This is a genomic window from Aeromonas sp. PrichA-15 (genome assembly GCF_017939245.1).
GTDB lineage: Bacteria > Pseudomonadota > Gammaproteobacteria > Enterobacterales > Aeromonadaceae > Aeromonas > Aeromonas caviae.
On sequence record NZ_JAGKRH010000083.1, the window covers coordinates 1 to 16,239 of the forward strand.

14 protein-coding genes and 2 pseudogenes are annotated in these 16,239 nt (G+C 64.4%); 11 read left to right on the top strand and 5 right to left on the bottom strand.

The window, feature by feature from the left end:
• Window positions 1–164 precede the first annotated feature (164 nt).
• Entirely contained in the window at window positions 165–1,361 is a 1,197-nt protein-coding gene (locus J9889_RS12710) for an amino acid aminotransferase (protein WP_102949194.1), read from the bottom strand.
• A 392-nt stretch (window positions 1,362–1,753) separates the two neighbouring features.
• Between J9889_RS12710 and J9889_RS24525 the strand changes: the two genes are divergently transcribed.
• From J9889_RS24525 to J9889_RS24115, 10 genes and pseudogenes are all read left to right on the top strand, one after another.
• Complete coding sequence (locus J9889_RS24525) at window positions 1,754–1,879, top strand: hypothetical protein (RefSeq protein ID WP_264787310.1); 126 nt, start codon at window positions 1,754–1,756, stop codon at window positions 1,877–1,879.
• Between the two features lie 8 nt (window positions 1,880–1,887).
• Window positions 1,888–2,853, top strand: coding sequence for a cellulose biosynthesis protein BcsG (gene bcsG / locus J9889_RS24530; RefSeq protein WP_349237010.1), 966 nt, complete (start codon window positions 1,888–1,890; stop codon window positions 2,851–2,853).
• Window positions 2,783–3,400, top strand: a complete 618-nt coding sequence (bcsG, locus tag J9889_RS24535; protein WP_282597949.1) for a cellulose biosynthesis protein BcsG — start codon at window positions 2,783–2,785, stop codon at window positions 3,398–3,400. Before bcsG (J9889_RS24530) ends, bcsG (J9889_RS24535) begins: the two co-directional genes overlap by 71 nt.
• A 14-nt stretch (window positions 3,401–3,414) precedes the next feature.
• A complete protein-coding gene (gene bcsR, locus J9889_RS12720; protein WP_010672842.1) occupies window positions 3,415–3,639 on the top strand; it encodes a cellulose biosynthesis protein BcsR in 225 nt (74 codons plus the stop codon).
• The gene (bcsQ, locus tag J9889_RS12725) at window positions 3,636–4,298 is read left to right on the top strand and encodes a cellulose biosynthesis protein BcsQ (protein WP_103244223.1); all 663 of its coding nucleotides are present in this window, start codon (window positions 3,636–3,638) and stop codon (window positions 4,296–4,298) included. Before bcsR ends, bcsQ begins: the two co-directional genes overlap by 4 nt.
• Before the next feature lie 159 nt (window positions 4,299–4,457).
• The gene (gene bcsA, locus J9889_RS12730; RefSeq protein WP_349237011.1) at window positions 4,458–6,860 is read left to right on the top strand and encodes a UDP-forming cellulose synthase catalytic subunit; all 2,403 of its coding nucleotides are present in this window, start codon (window positions 4,458–4,460) and stop codon (window positions 6,858–6,860) included.
• Entirely contained in the window at window positions 6,857–9,082 is a 2,226-nt protein-coding gene (gene bcsB, locus J9889_RS12735) for a cellulose biosynthesis cyclic di-GMP-binding regulatory protein BcsB (RefSeq protein ID WP_210556890.1), read from the top strand. The genes bcsA and bcsB overlap by 4 nt, the downstream gene beginning before the upstream one ends.
• A gap of 3 nt (window positions 9,083–9,085) precedes the next feature.
• Window positions 9,086–10,195, top strand: coding sequence for a cellulose synthase complex periplasmic endoglucanase BcsZ (gene bcsZ, locus J9889_RS12740; protein ID WP_236749678.1), 1,110 nt, complete (start codon window positions 9,086–9,088; stop codon window positions 10,193–10,195).
• Complete coding sequence (locus J9889_RS12745; protein ID WP_210556896.1) at window positions 10,180–10,488, top strand: hypothetical protein; 309 nt, start codon at window positions 10,180–10,182, stop codon at window positions 10,486–10,488. The genes bcsZ and J9889_RS12745 overlap by 16 nt, the downstream gene beginning before the upstream one ends.
• Before the next feature lie 587 nt (window positions 10,489–11,075).
• Window positions 11,076–12,977, top strand: a pseudogene (locus J9889_RS24115) (cellulose synthase subunit BcsC-related outer membrane protein); the annotation flags it as partial.
• Window positions 12,978–13,060: 83 nt separating this feature from the next.
• On the opposite strand, the gene J9889_RS12750 reads toward J9889_RS24115, so the two are convergent.
• From J9889_RS12750 to J9889_RS12760, 3 genes are read right to left on the bottom strand one after another with little or no spacing between them, the layout of a single operon-like run.
• Window positions 13,061–14,683 carry an IS66-like element ISAeme5 family transposase gene (locus J9889_RS12750; protein WP_052815030.1) on the bottom strand — a complete coding sequence of 541 codons (1,623 nt, stop codon included), beginning with the start codon at window positions 14,681–14,683 and terminating at the stop codon, window positions 13,061–13,063.
• A gap of 48 nt (window positions 14,684–14,731) precedes the next feature.
• Window positions 14,732–15,097: an IS66 family insertion sequence element accessory protein TnpB gene (tnpB, locus tag J9889_RS12755; RefSeq protein ID WP_041205730.1), complete on the bottom strand. Its 366-nt coding sequence runs from the start codon at window positions 15,095–15,097 to the stop codon at window positions 14,732–14,734.
• Window positions 15,097–15,399 (bottom strand): hypothetical protein, encoded by a 303-nt coding sequence (locus J9889_RS12760; RefSeq protein WP_005325174.1) that lies wholly within the window; start codon window positions 15,397–15,399, stop codon window positions 15,097–15,099. The genes tnpB and J9889_RS12760 overlap by 1 nt, the downstream gene beginning before the upstream one ends.
• A 141-nt stretch (window positions 15,400–15,540) precedes the next feature.
• On the opposite strand from J9889_RS12760, the pseudogene J9889_RS12765 reads away from it, so the two are divergent.
• Window positions 15,541–16,062, top strand: a pseudogene (locus J9889_RS12765) (cellulose synthase subunit BcsC-related outer membrane protein).
• 39 nt (window positions 16,063–16,101) lie between these two features.
• Here J9889_RS12765 and J9889_RS12770 read toward each other — a convergent pair.
• On the bottom strand, window positions 16,102–16,239 hold a 138-nt coding region (locus J9889_RS12770; protein WP_210537942.1), incomplete at its 5' end, for a transposase.

Genomic DNA, 16,239 nt, shown 5'->3' on the forward strand with positions numbered 1-16,239 from the left:
GAGGTTGGCGGAGTTGCGGGGCTGCATAGGCGTCATGTTCATAGAAAAACGCCCCAGGCCATCGAGACCCAGGGCGGTGAAGATATCAAAGACCCGTTTTCCGGTAAATCGCAATGCGGCTCCGCTTAAGTGAACAGCATTGCGCCTGAGCGGGGCTTGCGGGCTTAGCCCTTGAGCACGGCGGCCATGGCGTCGGCCACGTAGTCGACGTTGCGGCTGTTGAGGCCCGCCACGCACATGCGACCGGAGCGCACCAGGTAGACGGCGAACTCTTCCCGAAGGCGGTCCACCTGCTCCGGCGTGAAGCCGGTGTAGCTGAACATGCCGCGCTGGTTGATGAAGTAACTGAAGTCGCGGCCCGGCACCTTGGCACTCAGCACCTCGAACAGCTTCTGGCGCATGGCCTTGATGCGGGTGCGCATCTCGGTCACCTCACCGACCCACATGGCGTGCAGTTCGGGCTGGCTCATCACAGCCGCGGTGATCTGACCGCCGTGGGTGGGGGGGCTGGAGTAGTTGCGGCGCACGGTGGCCTTCATCTGGCCGAGCACCCGGCTCGCCTCTTCGGCATCCTGGCAGATGACCGACAGGCCGCCGCAGCGCTCGCCGTAGAAGGAGAGGTTCTTGGAGAAGGAGTTGCTGACGAAGAAGCTGACACCGGCGGCCACCATGGCGCGGATGGCATAGGCATCCTCTTCCAGCCCGTCACCGAAGCCCTGATAGGCGATGTCCATGAAGGGGATCAGGTTCTTCTCGACCACCAGGGCGATCACCTGGTCCCACTGGGCACGGGAGAGATCCACCCCGGTCGGGTTGTGGCAGCAGGGGTGCAGCAGCACGATGCTTTTCGCAGGCAGGCTGCTCAGGCAGTCGATCATGGCGTCGAACTGCACGCCGCCGGTTGCCGCATCGTAATAGGGGTAGTCGTGCACCTTGATGCCGGCCCCCTCGAACATCGCCTTGTGGTTGTCCCAGGTGGGATTGCTGACCCACACCTCGGAGGTCGGGAAGTAGCGCTTGAGCAGATCGGCACCGATCTTCAGGGCGCCGGAGCCGCCGATGGTCTGGATGGTGGCGATGCGACCCGCCTTGACCGCTTCGTGCTCGGCGCCAAACAGCAGGTGCTGCACCGCGGTGCGGTAGTTGGCGGCGCCTTCCATCGGCTGGTAGGGGCGCGGGGCCGGGGCGGCGGCGCGCTGCGCTTCGGCCTGCTGCACCGACGGCAGCAGCGGAATGCGGCCCTGCTCGTCGTAATAGAGGCCAATCCCCAGGTTCACCTTCTGCTCGCGGGTATCTTTATGGAAGGTCTCGACTAGCGTCAGTATGGGGTCGCCAGCATAGGCATCGACGTGTTCAAACATGGGGGGTCCTTGAAGTTGACTGTCCAATTCGGCCGGCCATCAGCCGGGCCGATATGATGGCGCAATCCAGAGGTGGCCTCAAGTTGTTCGAGATGGCGACAGGGCTGACAAAGTCTGTCGCAGTGGTAAGCGCGGGGCCCTTGCCAGGATCCTGCATCCCGTCTGCACGTTCCCCCCATTTTGTCAGAGAAGGCTGCCTTATCGGGATCGTTTGGATAATATATGGATACATACGGCCCCTCTCATTCCCCTTACACCCATCCGGGGGAGTCAGGTTCAGCGCCACCTGAGACAAATTAATAGTTGCATAATAGTCAGGCTATTCTTTTGACAACCATTGCAGTGTGCCCGGCCCCTTCGGGGGGCCCACGATAACAGGTGACTCATCGCCGATGACCCGACACGTTTCTGATGCCGATTCTCCCTGGCTGGACTGGCACGGCCTGGGTGGCTGGAATGTCTATTTTCTTGCCAAGTTCGCCCTGCTCTGGGGGGATATCTCAACTTCCATCCCCTGATCAACCTGGTGTTTGCCGCCTTCCTGATCTTTCCCCTGCCAAGGGCCGGGTGGCGCCGTGCGCGGCACTGGCTGGCGTTGCCGGTGGGGGCGGGGATCTTCTATCACGATACCTGGTTGCCGGGGATAGAGAGCATTCGTTCCCAGGGCAGCCAGGTCTTCTCCTTCACCCTGGATTACTGGACGGAGTTGCTCGGGCGTTTCATCAATTGGGAGATGGTCGGCGCGGGGTTCGTGCTGCTGACGCTCTATCTGTTCATCGCCCAGTGGCTGCGCTTCACCCCCTGGATCCTGCTGGCGCTGCTCTGGCTCTGGGTCTCGCCCCAGGTGAGCAATCCCTTCGCGAGCAGCAAGGCGGCGAGCGAGCACGCCCTGAACACGTCCCGGGAGGAGACCCGCTCTTCAGTGCTGCCCATGGAGGAGCAGCTTGACCAGAGTGCCCCGCCGACCAACGAGAACCTCAACGCCTATCTCGATGACTTCTATCGGGAGGAGCAGGAGAGACTGGTGCACTTCCCGGAGAGCCTGCCAGCCCAGGCGACCCCCTTCGATGTGCTCATCATCAATGTCTGCTCCCTGGCCTGGCATGATGTGGAGGCGAGCGGCCTGACCGGGCATCCGGTCTGGTCCCACTTCGACATTCGCTTCAACCGCTTCAACTCCGCCACCTCCTACAGCGGCCCGAGCTCCATTCGCCTGCTGCGGGCCAGTTGCGGGCAGACCAGCCACCAGGGGCTCTATGTGACGGCGCCGAAGCAGTGTCTGCTGTTCGAGAACCTGGCCCAGCTCGGCTTTGCCAAACAGGTGGCCATGGATCACTCGGGGGATTTTGGCAATTACCTGACCGGCCTGCAGCAGTATGCCGGGCTGGATGTGACCCCCATGGACAAGAAGGGACTGGCCCATGATCTCGCCATCTTTCGATGGCGAGCCCATCTATCGCGGGGATGCCCTGTTCGACCGCTGGCTGAATGAGCGGACACAGAGTCAGGCGGCACGCAACGTCACCTTCTTCAACCTCATCGCCCTGCACGATGGCAACCGCTATGTGGCGAGCCGCCAGATAGCGCCCTACAAGGCGAGGCTCAAGACCCTGCTGGATCAGCTGGACGACTTCATGACGACGCTGGAGCAATCCGGCCGCAAGGTGGCCGTGGTGATGGTGCCTGAGCACGGCGCCGCTCTCACCGGCGACAAGATGCAGATGGCCGGACTGCGGGACATTCCCAGCCCGAGCATCACCCTGGTGCCGGTGGGGGTTGCCCTGCTCGGTACCAAGGCGCCCCACGAAGCGACCCGCAACGTGGACACCCCCAGCAGCTTCCTGGCGGTATCAGAACTGGTCTCCAGGCTGGTGGGGAGGGATGTGTTCGGGAGCGAGGCCATTGATTGGGATGCCTTGCTGGGCGACCTGCCGCAGACCCCGTCGGTGTCCGAGAACCAGGGCTCGGTGGTGATCGAATATCAGGGCAAGTACCACATCAAGCTGGGGCAGGGGGACTGGGTCCCCTATCCCCAATGAGACCGGAAGTGACGATGCGCAGCGAACGGCAATCAGACATGCAGACCCCCTTCGGCGTACCGGTGGAGGGCACGGTGATCAATGACGTGGCCATGGTCCAGCAGGCCTTTGGTGTCAGCCTCTCCTACCAGGATATTGCCGCCAGGGAGCGACTCGCGGCCTTGTGCGCACGTTTCCCCCTGCTGGCGGAGGTGGCAGTGAAAGGACCCGAGGGGACTGGCGAGGGGAGGTCTGCATGAAGGTGATCGCCCTGCAGGGGATCCGGGGAGGTGTGGGGACCACCGCCATCGTGGCGGGGCTTGCCCAGGCTGCCCATGAGCAGGGGGCAAGGGTGCTGGCGGTGGATCTCTGCCCGGACAACCAGCTTGGCATCCACCTTGGCCTGCCCCATGACGATCCAGGAGGCTGGAGCCGGCTGACCCAGCCGGCGCGGGAGTGGCGAGGTGCGCTTCACCGCCGGGAGGAGGGACTGGATCTGCTCTCCCATGGCGGGGGGGAGGGGGCGTCGGCCGAGTGGCTGGCGGGGATCGATGGCTATGATCTGGTGCTGCTGGATCTGCCCCGGGGCATGGCCCCCGTCATCCCCTGCAGGCGCTTGCTGGTGGTCAATGCGGATGCCAACTGCCATGTGCGGCTTCACCGCCACTCCTGGGCGGCCGATGAGCGTCTGCTGGTGACCCAGTTCTCCAGCCAGCGGGCCCTGCAGCAGGGGTTGCTGGATCTCTGGCTGGCAGGGGGGCTCCCTCTGCTCAATCTTCATCTGCACAGGGATGAAGCCATGGCGGAGGCCATGGCCGCCAAGCTGCCGGTCGGCCGCTATGCGCCCACCAGTCTGGTTGCCCACGAGCTGGCCGCCCTGGCGACCTGGTGTCTGGCAGAGGGGGAGGCGCCCCGATGAGAGTGCGGCTGCTGACGCCGGCTGCGGGCCTCTGGTGCTCGCAGCGCTATCGCGCACTGCGCGAGCGGGGTGCTTCCCGCCCGGGGGCGGCCACATTGACACTGGGCTGGCTGCTGGCCTGGGCTCTCTTCCCCCCTCGAGCGTCATGGCTGGCAATGGGTGCTGGGCCATGCCCGGGGGCTCTATCCCCAGCGGACGCACCCCCGGGTGGGGGATCCCCTGCGCGTTCTGTTGCAGAGCCTCTGGATGATAGTGCGTCGCCCACAACCGATCCCTCTGCGCTGGCCCGCCTCCTGGCAACGGCTCTGGCATAGGGGCACCCAGGCTCTCGGCGCCTTCCTGGCCCACCAGGAGGAGAAAGGGCTGGCCGCCGCCAGGGCCACGCCCCGCGAGGCACGCTGGAAGAGCGTGCTGCTCTGCGTGGTGGCCGGGAGCCTCTCCCTGCTCTGCGTCACCCAGCCGTTCACCCTGCAGGCGCAACTGGTGTTCGTCCTCTTGCTGGCGGCCATGGCCTTCATCCTGCGGGCCGTGCCGGGCCGTTATCCCATGCTGATGATGATGGTGCTCTCCCTCACCATCTCCTGCCGCTACATCTGGTGGCGCTACACCTCGACCCTCGACTGGTTCGACCCCGTCAGCCTGGCCTGCGGCCTGCTGCTGGCCGCCGAGACCTATGCCTGGCTGGTGCTGCTGCTCGGCTACTGGCAGACCGCATGGCCCCTGCACCGCCCCCCGGCACAACTGCCGGCGGATCCGGCCCAGTGGCCCAGCGTGGATCTGATGATCCCCACCTACAACGAGGATCTCGCCATCGTGAAGGGGACTGTTTACGCCGCCATGGGGCTCGACTGGCCCGCCGACAAGCTGACCATCTGGCTGCTTGACGACGGGGGGCGGGCGGCGTTTCGCGATTTCGCCGAGGAGGCCGGGATCCGCTATGTGGCCCGGTCGACCCATGAGCACGCCAAGGCGGGCAACATCAATCACGCCCTCAAGATGGCCACCGGGGATCTGGTCGCCATCTTCGACTGTGACCACCTGCCGACCCGCTCCTTCCTGCAGATGACGGTGGGCTGGTTCTACCGGGATCCCCGTCTGGGCGTGGTCCAGACCCCCCACCACTTCTTCTCCGCCGATCCGTTCGAACACAACCTGCAACGGTTTCGCAAGATGCCGAACGAGGGGGCCCTCTTCTACGGCCTGGTGCAGGATGGCAACGATATGTGGGACGCCAGCTTCTTCTGCGGTTCCTGCGCCGTCATCAAGCGCACCGCCCTTGACGAGATCGGCGGCATCGCGGTGGAGACGGTCACCGAGGATGCCCACACCTCCCTGCGGCTGCACCGCCTCGGCTACACCTCGGCCTATATCCGGATCCCGCTGGCGGCGGGGCTGGCCACCGAAAGCCTCTCTGCCCACATCGGTCAGCGCATCCGGTGGGCGCGCGGCATGGTGCAGATCCTGCGTCTGGACAACCCCCTCTTCGGCAAGGGGCTCAAGCTGGGGCAGCGGCTTTGCTACTTCAATGCCATGCTGCACTTCCTCTCGGGCATACCGAGGCTCATCTTCCTGACGGCGCCGCTCGCCTTCCTTATCCTGCACGCCTACATCATCTATGCCCCGGCGGCGGCCATCGCCCTCTACATGTTGCCGCACATCTTCCACAGCGCCCTGACCAACTCCCGGTTGCAGGGCAAGGTCCGCCACTCCTTCTGGGGCGAGGTCTATGAGACGGTGCTGGCCTGGTACATAGCCCGGCCGACCACGGTGGCGCTCTTTGCACCCCACAAGGGGACGTTCAACGTGACCGCCAAGGGGGGTATGACGGAGGAGGTGTTCCTCGATCTGTCGGTCTCCCGCCCCTATCTGCTGCTGATCCTGCTCAATCTGTGCGGGCTGGGGTTCGGCCTCTGGCGCATCGGCACCGGCCCTGCCGACGAGGTGCCGACCCTGATCCTCAGCATGATCTGGACCCTCTACAACATGACCATACTGGGCGGCGCCCTGGCGGTGGCCTTCGAGTCGCGGCAGGTCCGTGCCAATCCCAGGGTGGAGATGGTGATGCCGGCGGCCATCAGGCTGGCGAACGGTCACCTCTACCCCTGTACTGTCAGGGATTACTCCAACGGGGGGGTCGGGGTGCTGCTCGAGGCGCCCCTGCCCCTGGCCGACAAGGAGAGGGTCTGGTTGCTGCTGCGCCATGACCAACGGGAGCAGGCGTTCGCCGCCAAGGTGCAGCGGGTGTTCGGCTGCAAGCTGGGACTGGAGCTGGAACCCATGGCGCAGGCACAGCATGTCGAGTTCATCCAGTGCACCTTCGCCCGGGCCGATACCTGGTCCCTGTGGCAGCAGCGTCTGGGCAAGGATCGCCCCCTCCACAGCCTGATCGACATTACCCTGCTCGGCTGGGGAGCTTACTGGCGTCTGGCCCGTACCTCACCCATCGGCTTTGTTTGTATCCTCCTCGAGAAGCTGGCTCGCTGGCTCCTCTCCTTCGTTCCCCGTCGCGTCTCCCCAGATTTCCGGGCCGGGACTCCGACCTCACAGACAGTGAAAGGATGATGAAACCACAACGCTACCTTATTCCTCTCCTGCTGATGGCACAGGGTGCGACCGCCGCCGAGGTCGTCGGCCCCCTGCCGCCCGTTCCCGCTCCGGTGCGCACCCAGGGGATGAGCTTTGAACAGATGGCATCATCGCCAGGCACCCTGTCCCTGCGCGGCAATGCGCCAGACGGACTGGCCGACTTCACCGTGCGGCGGGACGAGGTGGTGACCCGGGCCACCCTGGACCTCGACTTCACGCCGTCCCCCTCCCTGCTGCCGCTCATCTCCCAGGTCAAGGTCTACCTCAATGACGAGCTGATGGGGGTCACCGCCCTCACCAAGGAGCAGATGGGGGAGCGTACCCATGCCCGCATCGAGCTGGATCCGCGCTATGCCAAGGACTTCAACCGGATCAAGGTGAGCTTCGTCGGCCACTACCAGAAGGTGTGCGAGAACCCGGCGAGCGATACCCTCTGGCTCAACGTCAACCGGGACAGCAAGCTGAGCCTGCAGTTGCAGACCCTGCCGGTGCGCAACGAGCTCTCCTTCTTCCCCATGCCGTTCCTCGACATGCGGGACGACGGCAAGCTGATCCTGCCCATGGTGTTCAGCGGTGCCGTGCCCCTCGAACAGCAGCAGGCGGCGGCGGTGCTGGCCTCCTGGTTCGGCACACGGGCGCAGTGGCGGGGGCAGCACTTTCCGGTGCTCATCAACCGCTTGCCCGATCGCAACGGGGTGATCTTCGCCACCAACGACGCTCGCCCCGATTTCCTGGCCGACTATCCCGAGGTGAAGGGGCCGACCATCGACATGATCAGCTCCCCCGACAATCCCTATGTGAAGCTGCTGCTGATCCTGGGCCGGGATCAGCAGGATCTGCTGACCGCGGTCAGCGGGCTGGCCCGGGGAGAGGTGCTGCTGCGGGGCCAGAGCGTGCGGGTGGACGAGGTGAAGCCGCTGGCACCGCGTCAGCCTTACGACGCTCCCAACTGGGTGCGCCTCGATCGCAAGATGCGCTTCGACGAGCTGACGGAGTACCCGGGCCAGCTGCAGGCCACGGGGCGCCGCCTCTGGCCCATGAGCCTGACGCTGCGGTTGCCGCCGGATCTCTATCTGCTGGGGGAGAGAGGCATCAGGACCGAGCTCAAGTATCACCACAGCGCGCCGACCCTGAGGGATGGCTCCTGGCTGGATGTGGCGGTCAACGGCCAGTTCATGAAGTCGTTCCCGCTCGAACCCGGTGAGGTCAAGGGGGAGCGGTTGCTTACCCTGCCGCTCTGGTTTGCCGACGACGGCGACGCCACGGCGCTGCGGATGCCCGGGCTCAAGACCACCCAGGCCAACAATCTGAGCTTCTCGTTCGAGTATGCCCAGCAATACATGGGAGGGACGGAGGATGGCCGCTGCGATCTGGTGATGCCGCCGGCCCACCAGGTGCGCATCGACGAGGCCTCCACCATCGACTTCACCGGCTATCGCCACTTCATCGAGATGCCGAACCTCAGGGCCTTCTCCTACGGGGGTTTCCCGTTCAGCCGGATGGCGGATCTCGCCGATAGCCAGGTGGTCATGCCGGCCAGGCCCCACCCGGAGCAGATCACCACCTTGCTCGACACCCTGGGCGCCATCGGGGCCGAGACCGGGTATCCGGCCCTCTCCCTGCGCGTCCTCGATGACTGGGAGCAGGCGCGCACGGCGGATCTCGATACCCTGCTCATCGGCACCCTGCCGGAGGAGTTCAGGCGGGATCCGGAGCCGGACGCCCTGCTGCAGGCTACGCGCAGCTGGGTCAATGAGCCGACGCGCCAGCACAAGGGGGATCTGCTGCACACCATGGCCGATCGCCAGCCCCAGGCCCGGGTGGGCATGACGGGCAACCGGGCCATCGCCGTCATCCTGGGGCTGCAATCGCCGACCCATGATCAGCGCAGCCTGGTGGCCTTGCTGGCGGATGGACCGGCGGGGGTCACATTGCTCAATGATGCCCTGCAGACCCGGACCCTGCGCGATCAGGTGGCAGGCTCGGTGGCCATCATCCGGGAATCCGGGGTGAAGAGCCTGGTGGTGGGGGATCGCTACGAGGTGGGCTACCTGCCGTGGTGGGAGCGTCTCTGGCAACTGTTTGCCCGTTATCCGGTGCGTCTTGCCGGGCTGACCCTGCTCTGCATGCTGGTACTGGGCTGGGGCCTGCGGGTGCTGCTTGCCAGTGCCAGTCGCCGCCGTCTGAAGGAAGATTAAGAGATGACTCAGATGAAAAATGTCTGTGGTGCCCTGCTCCTCTGGGCCCTTTGTTCCCTCCCGGCGCAGGCCGTCTGTCACTGGCCGGAGTGGGATCACTTTCGCCAGCACTACATCAGCGAAGAGGGCAGGGTCATCGACCCTGCCGAGGGGCGCCGCATCACCACCTCGGAAGGCCAGAGCTATGCCCTCTTCTTCGCCCTGGTCAACGATGACAGGGAGACCTTTGCCCGCCTGCTCGACTGGACGGAGCGGCAGCTCGCCCGCGGGGATCTGACCGGCTTCCTGCCATCCTGGCTCTGGGGCAGGCAGCAGGACGGCAGTTGGGGTGTGCTGGATGCGAACAGCGCGTCCGATTCGGATCTCTGGATAGCCTACAGCCTGCTGGAGGCGGGTCGCCTGTGGGACAACCACAGCTACTCTGCCCTCGGCACCCTGTTGCTGCGTCGTATCGCCCGGGAGGAGGTCGCCACGCTGCCGGGTCTCGGCCCCGTGTTACTGCCCGGGGCGAAAGGCTATGAGGGGGAGGGACGCTGGATCCTCAACCCCAGTTATCTGCCCCCACAACTGCTGGCCAGATTCGCTTCCTTCAAGGGGCCCTGGGGCGAGATGCGGGCCCTCTTGCCCAAATTGTTGCAGGAGAGTGCGCCCCGTGGCTTTGCCCCGGACTGGGTGGACTGGCAGGCCGACAAGGGATGGCAGGTGACGGCGGACAAGGGCGACACCGGTGGCTATGACGCCATCCGCGTCTATCTCTGGCTCGGCATGCTGAGCGAGGAGGATCCCGCCAGGGCTTCCCTGGTGGCCCACTTTGCCCCCATGCTGGCGCAGCTGACCGAATCGGGTCATCTGCCCGAGCGGGTCTCCAGCCAAAGTGGTCAGGTTCAGGGCAAGGGGCCGAGCGGCTTTGCCGCCGCCCTCCTGCCCCTGTCACGGGGCTTGCCGGCGCAGGTCACCTTACGCAAGCAGGTCTCCGATCACGGGCTGGATGCGGATGCCTACTACGGCAGCGTGCTGACCCTGTTCGGCGCAGGCTGGGATCAGGGGCGTTATCGCTTTGCCGCCGACGGTACCCTGCAGCCGGATTGGAGCGAGTCATGTCAGGCAGAGTGACTCTGGGGTGCCTGCTCGCCTGCCTGATGAGCGGAGCCCTGGCGCAAGGGACGGTACAGCCGGTGGCCTGGTTGCTGGAGCAGGTCAGGATTGGCGAGGCCCGTGGGCGGGAAGATCTCGTCAGCAACAGCCTCTATTCCCTCTCCCTGGTGGAGCCCGATCATCCGGAGCTGCTGGCAGCCCAGGCCCGTCAGGCCCTGCGCCAGGGCAAGGTCAAGGAGGCCGGGGCACTGCTGGCCCGCCTTGGCAAGCAAGACCCCTCTATCGTCAGGGCATGGCTAACCTGGCCCTGAACGAACCGGCCAGGCGCCAGCAACTGCAACAAGCCAGGCTGCTGACGAGCGCCGGCAGGCTGGAGGAGGCCGAGCGTCTCTATCGCTCCCTGTTCTCCGGTGATTTGCCCCCCAATCTCGACGTGGCGGTGGATTATGCCCTGTTGCAGACACGGATCCCGGCCATGAAGGCAAAGGGGCTGGCGGCCCTGGAGGCACTCAACCGGCAATATCCGGGTGAGCCCAGAGTGCGGGGCGGGCTGGCTCGCCTCTATCTGGCGGAGGGTCGGCGTCAGGGGGCGCAGAACCTGTTGCGCGAGATGGCGCGAGACCCCTATCAGCGGGACGAGGCCGCCGAGATCTGGCTCGCGGACATCGAATCCCTACCCATCGGTCCCGGGAGCATCGCTGCCTTGCAGGAGTACATGGTGCTCTTTGGCGAAGGGGATACCACCAAGGCGGAACAGCTGCTCGCTACCCAGGAGGAGAAGTGGGCCTCGCCCGCCTATCGCGCACGCCAGTCGGCGCTCGCAAGCACGGCGGGAGGTGGTGCCTCCATCTCCCGCTTGCAGCGTGCCCTGGCTGCCAACCCGGGGGATCCCGAACTCATGGGGGCCCTCGGGCAGGCCTACTCCCGCAACGATCAACGAGCGCTGGCCATCGCCCAGTTTGAACGGGTGCTGGCACACCCCGAGGTGACCGACAAGGACAAATGGCGCAGCCTGCTGGCCACCAACCGCTACTGGCTGCTGGTGAGCCAGGGGCGCAGCGCCCTGGAACGGGAGCAGTGGGATGAGGCGGCGACCCTGTATCGCCGTGCCATCGCCCAGGATGGGCGTGAGCCCGAAGCCTGGCTGGGGCTCGGAGACAGCGAGCGTGGCCGCCATCGCGATGCCGACGCGGAGTCCGCCTATCGCAAGGCGCTCGCCATGGGGAGCGCGCGGGAGCGGGCCCTGGCCCGCCTGTTCGATCTCTACAAGGAGCAGGATCCGGCACGTACCCTGGCCCTGCTGGAGCAGCAGGGCACCCCAGGGATGCAGGCCGAAGGGCGGCGGCTCAAGGCCGGGCTGTTGCAGGAGGAGGCCGATCAGCTCGATCGGGCCGGCAAGGTGGCGGCGGCGCTGCGCCTTCGCGAGCAGGCACTTGCGCTGACCCCGGAAGAGATGTGGCTGGCCTATCGAGTGGCCGATACCCGGGCCCGCCTCGGGGAGGTCGGCAGCGGTGAGCGGCTCTTGCGGGAACGGCTGGCGGCGCACCCGCAGGATGCCACCCTGCGCTACGCCACCGCCCTCTATCTCTCGGGGCAGGACAAGATGGTGGAGGCGAGAGGGGTGCTGGCCGCCATCCCTAGGTCCGGCTGGACACAGGAGATGGATGCGCTGGATCGGCGCCTCGCCCGTGACGAGGTGCTCGCCAGGGCGAGGGCGCGTCACGAGGCCGGGGATGATGAGGGGGCCGAACGCCTGCTTCAGCCGTTGCAGCCGGATGAAGAGGTAAGCCTGATGCTGGCGGAGTGGGCCACGGATCGGGGGGCCTATGCACTGGCGGAGCAGCGCTATCAGGAGGTGCTTGCCCGCACGCCGCAACAGCCCGAGGCCAGGCTTGGCATGGCCGAACTGGCCCAGGCCAGGGGCGATCTGGCAAAGGCCCGTCACTGGCTGCCCGCCTGGCCGGTCAGCCCGCTGCCCCCGGAGGGGGCCAACTACTACCGCCGGGTAGCCAATCTCTATCAGGCGCTGGGAGAGGGCGAGACAGCCCGCGCCATCTTCACCGACTACGAACCCCTGGTGGCGATGCAACCTGCCTCCCAGCAGACGGCGCTGTTCTGGCGCGATGCCGCCCGCCAGCGCGTTGCCGAGCATGATGTGGAAGGGGCCCTGGTGCGGGATCGCAAGGGGCTGGTGGCCGCAGGTCTGGCCCCCCGCGAGGATCTGGAGGGGGGCGAGCTGACCCGGCTGGCCCGCAGTCAGGATGGGGAGGGGTGGCTGGCATCCGGCCTGCGCAGCGATCTCGACAGGCATTACCGGCAGAGCCAGACCACCTTCTCCCTCGACAGCGATTACTGGGGCTCCAGCGGTACCGGGGGCTACTCGGATTTGCGGGCGCTGACCCAGATGGCGCAACTGGATACGCCGCTGGCCGGTGGTACCGCCTTCGGCCACCTTGAACTGGTCGACATGGATGCCGGAGGTCTGCCGGACTCCCCTTACCGGGCGCAGTTCGGTACCTGTGCGGCCAGGGACTGCCGCGGGGACGCGCACCAGCAGAGCCGGGGGACCACCCTGGCGGCAGGCTGGCAGCGGGGGGCCTGGGCGTTCGATCTGGGGACCACGCCCCTCGGTTTCGAGGTGGTGGACTGGGTTGGGGGCGCCACCTTGACCGGTGACTGGCACACGCTGGGGTGGGGGATGACCCTCTCGCGTCGGCCCGTCAGCAGCTCGCTGCTCTCCTATGGGGGAACGGTGGATCCGGGCACGGGCATCAGCTGGGGCGGGGTGCGGGCGAACGGGGTCCGCCTCGATCTCAGCCGGGATCTGGGAGGGGCCGTCGGGTTCTGGGGCAGCGCCCAGCAGGTAAGCGCCGCTAAATCGACCTACTTGCCTTCGTTGTATTGCGCCACTTTTTTTGCAATGGGCTCCAGCGGGACGTTCCAGGGTAGCAGGGCTTCGAGTTTTTCCAGACTATCGGCCTCGCCGATCTGCGCCAGCACATAGTTGATATACGCTGAGGGCTCAAGGTCATTGGCTTTGGCTGTCTCCAGCAACGAGTAGCAGGTCGCGCTGGCCTTGGCGCCTTGCGCGCTGTCGGCGAACAACCAGGCCTTGCGCCCCACGGCGAACGGGCGGATTGCGTTCTCCGCCAGAATATTGCTGATGTGCAGATCTCCCCGCACGCAGTAACCCACCAGATGGGGCCATTGCCCCAGCGTGTATTCCATCGCCTGTCGAGTCAGCGAGCCTTTCATCACCTTGCCAACGTTATTGTCCAACCAGGTTTTGAGCTCCGCCAACAGGGGCATGCTACGCGTCTGCCGTGCCTGATAACGCTCGGCATCACTGCGCTCCTTCTGCTCCCGCTCGATGGCATAGAGTTTACCTATGTACCCCAATGCTACATCGGCCAGGCCAGTGCTGGCTTTGCTCTTGCCTTTGTCCTTGCCTTTGCCCTTAGGTGCGGCTCGGGTCGCTTCGATGAATTTGCGCCGAGCATGATCCCAGCAGCCAATCCGGGTGAGACCGCTCTCTTTGCACACCTGGCTATAGCCGGAATAGCCATCAGCTTGCAGTATGCCGCTAAAGCCCTCCAGCAGACGCACGGGTACGCTTCCGGCGCGTGACGGATCATATTCAAATAATACAGAGGGGCGGCCCGGCGGACCGCCGCGGGTCACCCACATCCATTTGTCCGATTGCGCAGTTTTTCCCTCTTCTTTGAGCACCTGGATCCGCGTCTCGTCGGCTTGCAGGTACGTCGCGTGGTTCTGCTCCTCGCGCAGCAGGTTCATCAATGGCTGGAACACCTCATCCAGCCGGATGATCCAGTGGGCCATGCTGGTGCGGCTCACCTCCTGCCCTAGGCGCTTGAACATCTGCTCCAGACGGTACAGTGGCAGGCCATCGGCATACTTAGAGGTAATGATGTAGCCCAGCAATGACGGCGTGGCGATACATTTGCCCAGCGGGTGTACGGGACGGTTGGCCGCGAGGATCACCTCTTCGCCATCACGCTCGAACACCGCCTTTTCTTGCCAGATCTCCAGCACCTTGAGTTGAGCCGGAATGAACTGCAACTCCTCTTTGACCTTGGTAAAGAACACCTTGCTGGCCCCGGCTTTCTGCTCGTCGCTGAGGGTGAGTTCGATGCGCTCGCGCAGCAGTGAGGCGGAGAAGCCACGTTGACGCGGCTTGGCCTTTGCTTCGGCAGTTTGCGGCAGGTCATCGGGTAACTGGGCCAGCAGGGCGTCCATGTCCGCTTCCAGCTCTGCCTCATCAAAGAGCTGGAGCTGATGGAGTTTCTCGCTGCTGGCGGCAAAGCGCTGGATCCTGCGCAGACGCAGCAGCTCTTCGAGTAACAGGATATGGGCGTCACGCCGCTGGATAGCCTCTTCTTTTAACGCCAACTGTTGCTGAAAACCCGCAATAACCGCCAACAACTCAGCGGCGCTAAGGCCACTGAGATCAGGTGATGGGGTGAGGTTTTTCAGCGTCATTTTCATGGGGAAATTATAACAAAAACAAGGCGGTAAAGCACGAGGTTGGCGGTATTAAAGCGTCTCATAATGCAGTGTTTTATGGCCCTGCATCAAGGAGATATCGTAGCCATCGAGCAACCAGTTTATCTGCTCGGAAGAGAGGGAGAGTAGCTCATCGGCAGATGATGGCCACTTGAATTTCTCCTCGGCCAGCGCCTTGTAATAGAGCACAAAGCCGTTGTCCTCCCACATCAGACACTTGATCTTGTTGCGGCGGCGATTGGTAAAGGCATAGAGGGCACCGGTGAACGGGTTGTGCCCCAGTTGCTGCTCGACCAGCGCCGCCAGGCCGTGGGCCTGTTTACGAAAATCGATAGGAGCCCGATAGAGGTAGATCTGCGGCATGGTCAGTGCCGGACGCAAGTAACGAGGGCGCATTACAACTGCCTCATGATAGCGCCGAGCAAATCGATATTGCCCGGATGTAACCCGGAGAGAGTGATCCCGTTGGGTAAGGTGAGTGTCAAGCCGACTTCGGTCCCGACAGGAGCAGGCATGGCTACTCTGACAAAGCCAGGAAGAGAGTCCGAGTCTACAGGCTGTTCGAGCTTTTTACGCCAGTAAGCAAACTGGTGATAGACCAGTGCCTGGCTTTTGCAAAAGGCGTGGCCGGAGAGGCCGGAGTCAAGCCAGGCAGTGATCTGCTGCTGCCAAAAATCAGCACGTTCTTGAGTGGTCATAGTGAAAATCCAGCGAAGAGGTAATGGATTTCAAGTGTGACGAGCTTATTTTGGGAAAAACAGATGCCGATTCAAGGGCGCTTACCCCAGCAGCACCTGCTGACCGGCAAGAACGTGCCCGACAACTGGCGCACCCGGCTCATGGGAGGGGGCTATTACAAGTTCGTCAACGAGACCCATCGCCGTGCCAGCGTGGGGATCAGCACCATGCTGTGGCACTACCAGCAGGATCTGGGGGGCTATACCCTGGGGCAGGGGGGTTATTACAGCCCGCAGGGGTACTTCTCGCTCTCGGTGCCGGTCAGCTACCGGCAGCGTACCCCGGACTGGTCGTGAGAGCTGGGGGGATCGGGATCCTGGTCCTACGCCCGCACCGACGACAGCCGTCGCTACCCGCTGGAAGGCCTGTTGCCAAGCGGTTTGCCAGACAGAAATGCGCCTGTGAAAGGGGGCAGTAGCAGTGGATTCGGCTACACCCTGAATGGCGTGGTGGAACACAGGCTGACGGAACACTGGCGCATCGGTGGCCGGGTGGACATCCAGCAGGCGGATGACTATGCCCCCAGCCATGTCACCCTGTTCCTGCGCTACACCTTCAAGCCCTGGCAAGGGGATCTCGACATGCCGCCAAGGCCTCTCACTCCCTACGCGGACTTCGACTGACAGGGGCGCCCGTCATCACCGGGCGCCCTTATTTCAGGTTCATCGCGGCTTTCCGGGGAAGGCCGCCTTGATTTTCAGAAAAAAGTATTCTGAGTCCCTAAATCCATATGCCATGCGCTTTATCACTTTGATCTTGTTGTTCACCCCTTCCAGCACACTCGTGTGCATCGGGTAGTT

What these genes read in the sequence shown, in the direction of transcription:
- J9889_RS12750 (WP_052815030.1), bottom strand. Translation starts at nt 14,683, where the DNA reads ATGAAAATGACGCTGAAAAACCTCACCCCATCACCTGATCTCAGTGGC.
- bcsB (WP_210556890.1), top strand. Translation starts at nt 6,857, where the DNA reads ATGATGAAACCACAACGCTACCTTATTCCTCTCCTGCTGATGGCACAG.
- bcsG (WP_282597949.1), top strand. Translation starts at nt 2,783, where the DNA reads ATGATCTCGCCATCTTTCGATGGCGAGCCCATCTATCGCGGGGATGCC.
- J9889_RS12745 (WP_210556896.1), top strand. Translation starts at nt 10,180, where the DNA reads ATGTCAGGCAGAGTGACTCTGGGGTGCCTGCTCGCCTGCCTGATGAGC.
- tnpB (WP_041205730.1), bottom strand. Translation starts at nt 15,097, where the DNA reads ATGCGCCCTCGTTACTTGCGTCCGGCACTGACCATGCCGCAGATCTAC.
- J9889_RS12710 (WP_102949194.1), bottom strand. Translation starts at nt 1,361, where the DNA reads ATGTTTGAACACGTCGATGCCTATGCTGGCGACCCCATACTGACGCTA.
- bcsZ (WP_236749678.1), top strand. Translation starts at nt 9,086, where the DNA reads ATGACTCAGATGAAAAATGTCTGTGGTGCCCTGCTCCTCTGGGCCCTT.
- bcsR (WP_010672842.1), top strand. Translation starts at nt 3,415, where the DNA reads ATGCGCAGCGAACGGCAATCAGACATGCAGACCCCCTTCGGCGTACCG.
- bcsQ (WP_103244223.1), top strand. Translation starts at nt 3,636, where the DNA reads ATGAAGGTGATCGCCCTGCAGGGGATCCGGGGAGGTGTGGGGACCACC.
- J9889_RS12760 (WP_005325174.1), bottom strand. Translation starts at nt 15,399, where the DNA reads ATGACCACTCAAGAACGTGCTGATTTTTGGCAGCAGCAGATCACTGCC.
- J9889_RS24525 (WP_264787310.1), top strand. Translation starts at nt 1,754, where the DNA reads ATGACCCGACACGTTTCTGATGCCGATTCTCCCTGGCTGGACTGGCAC.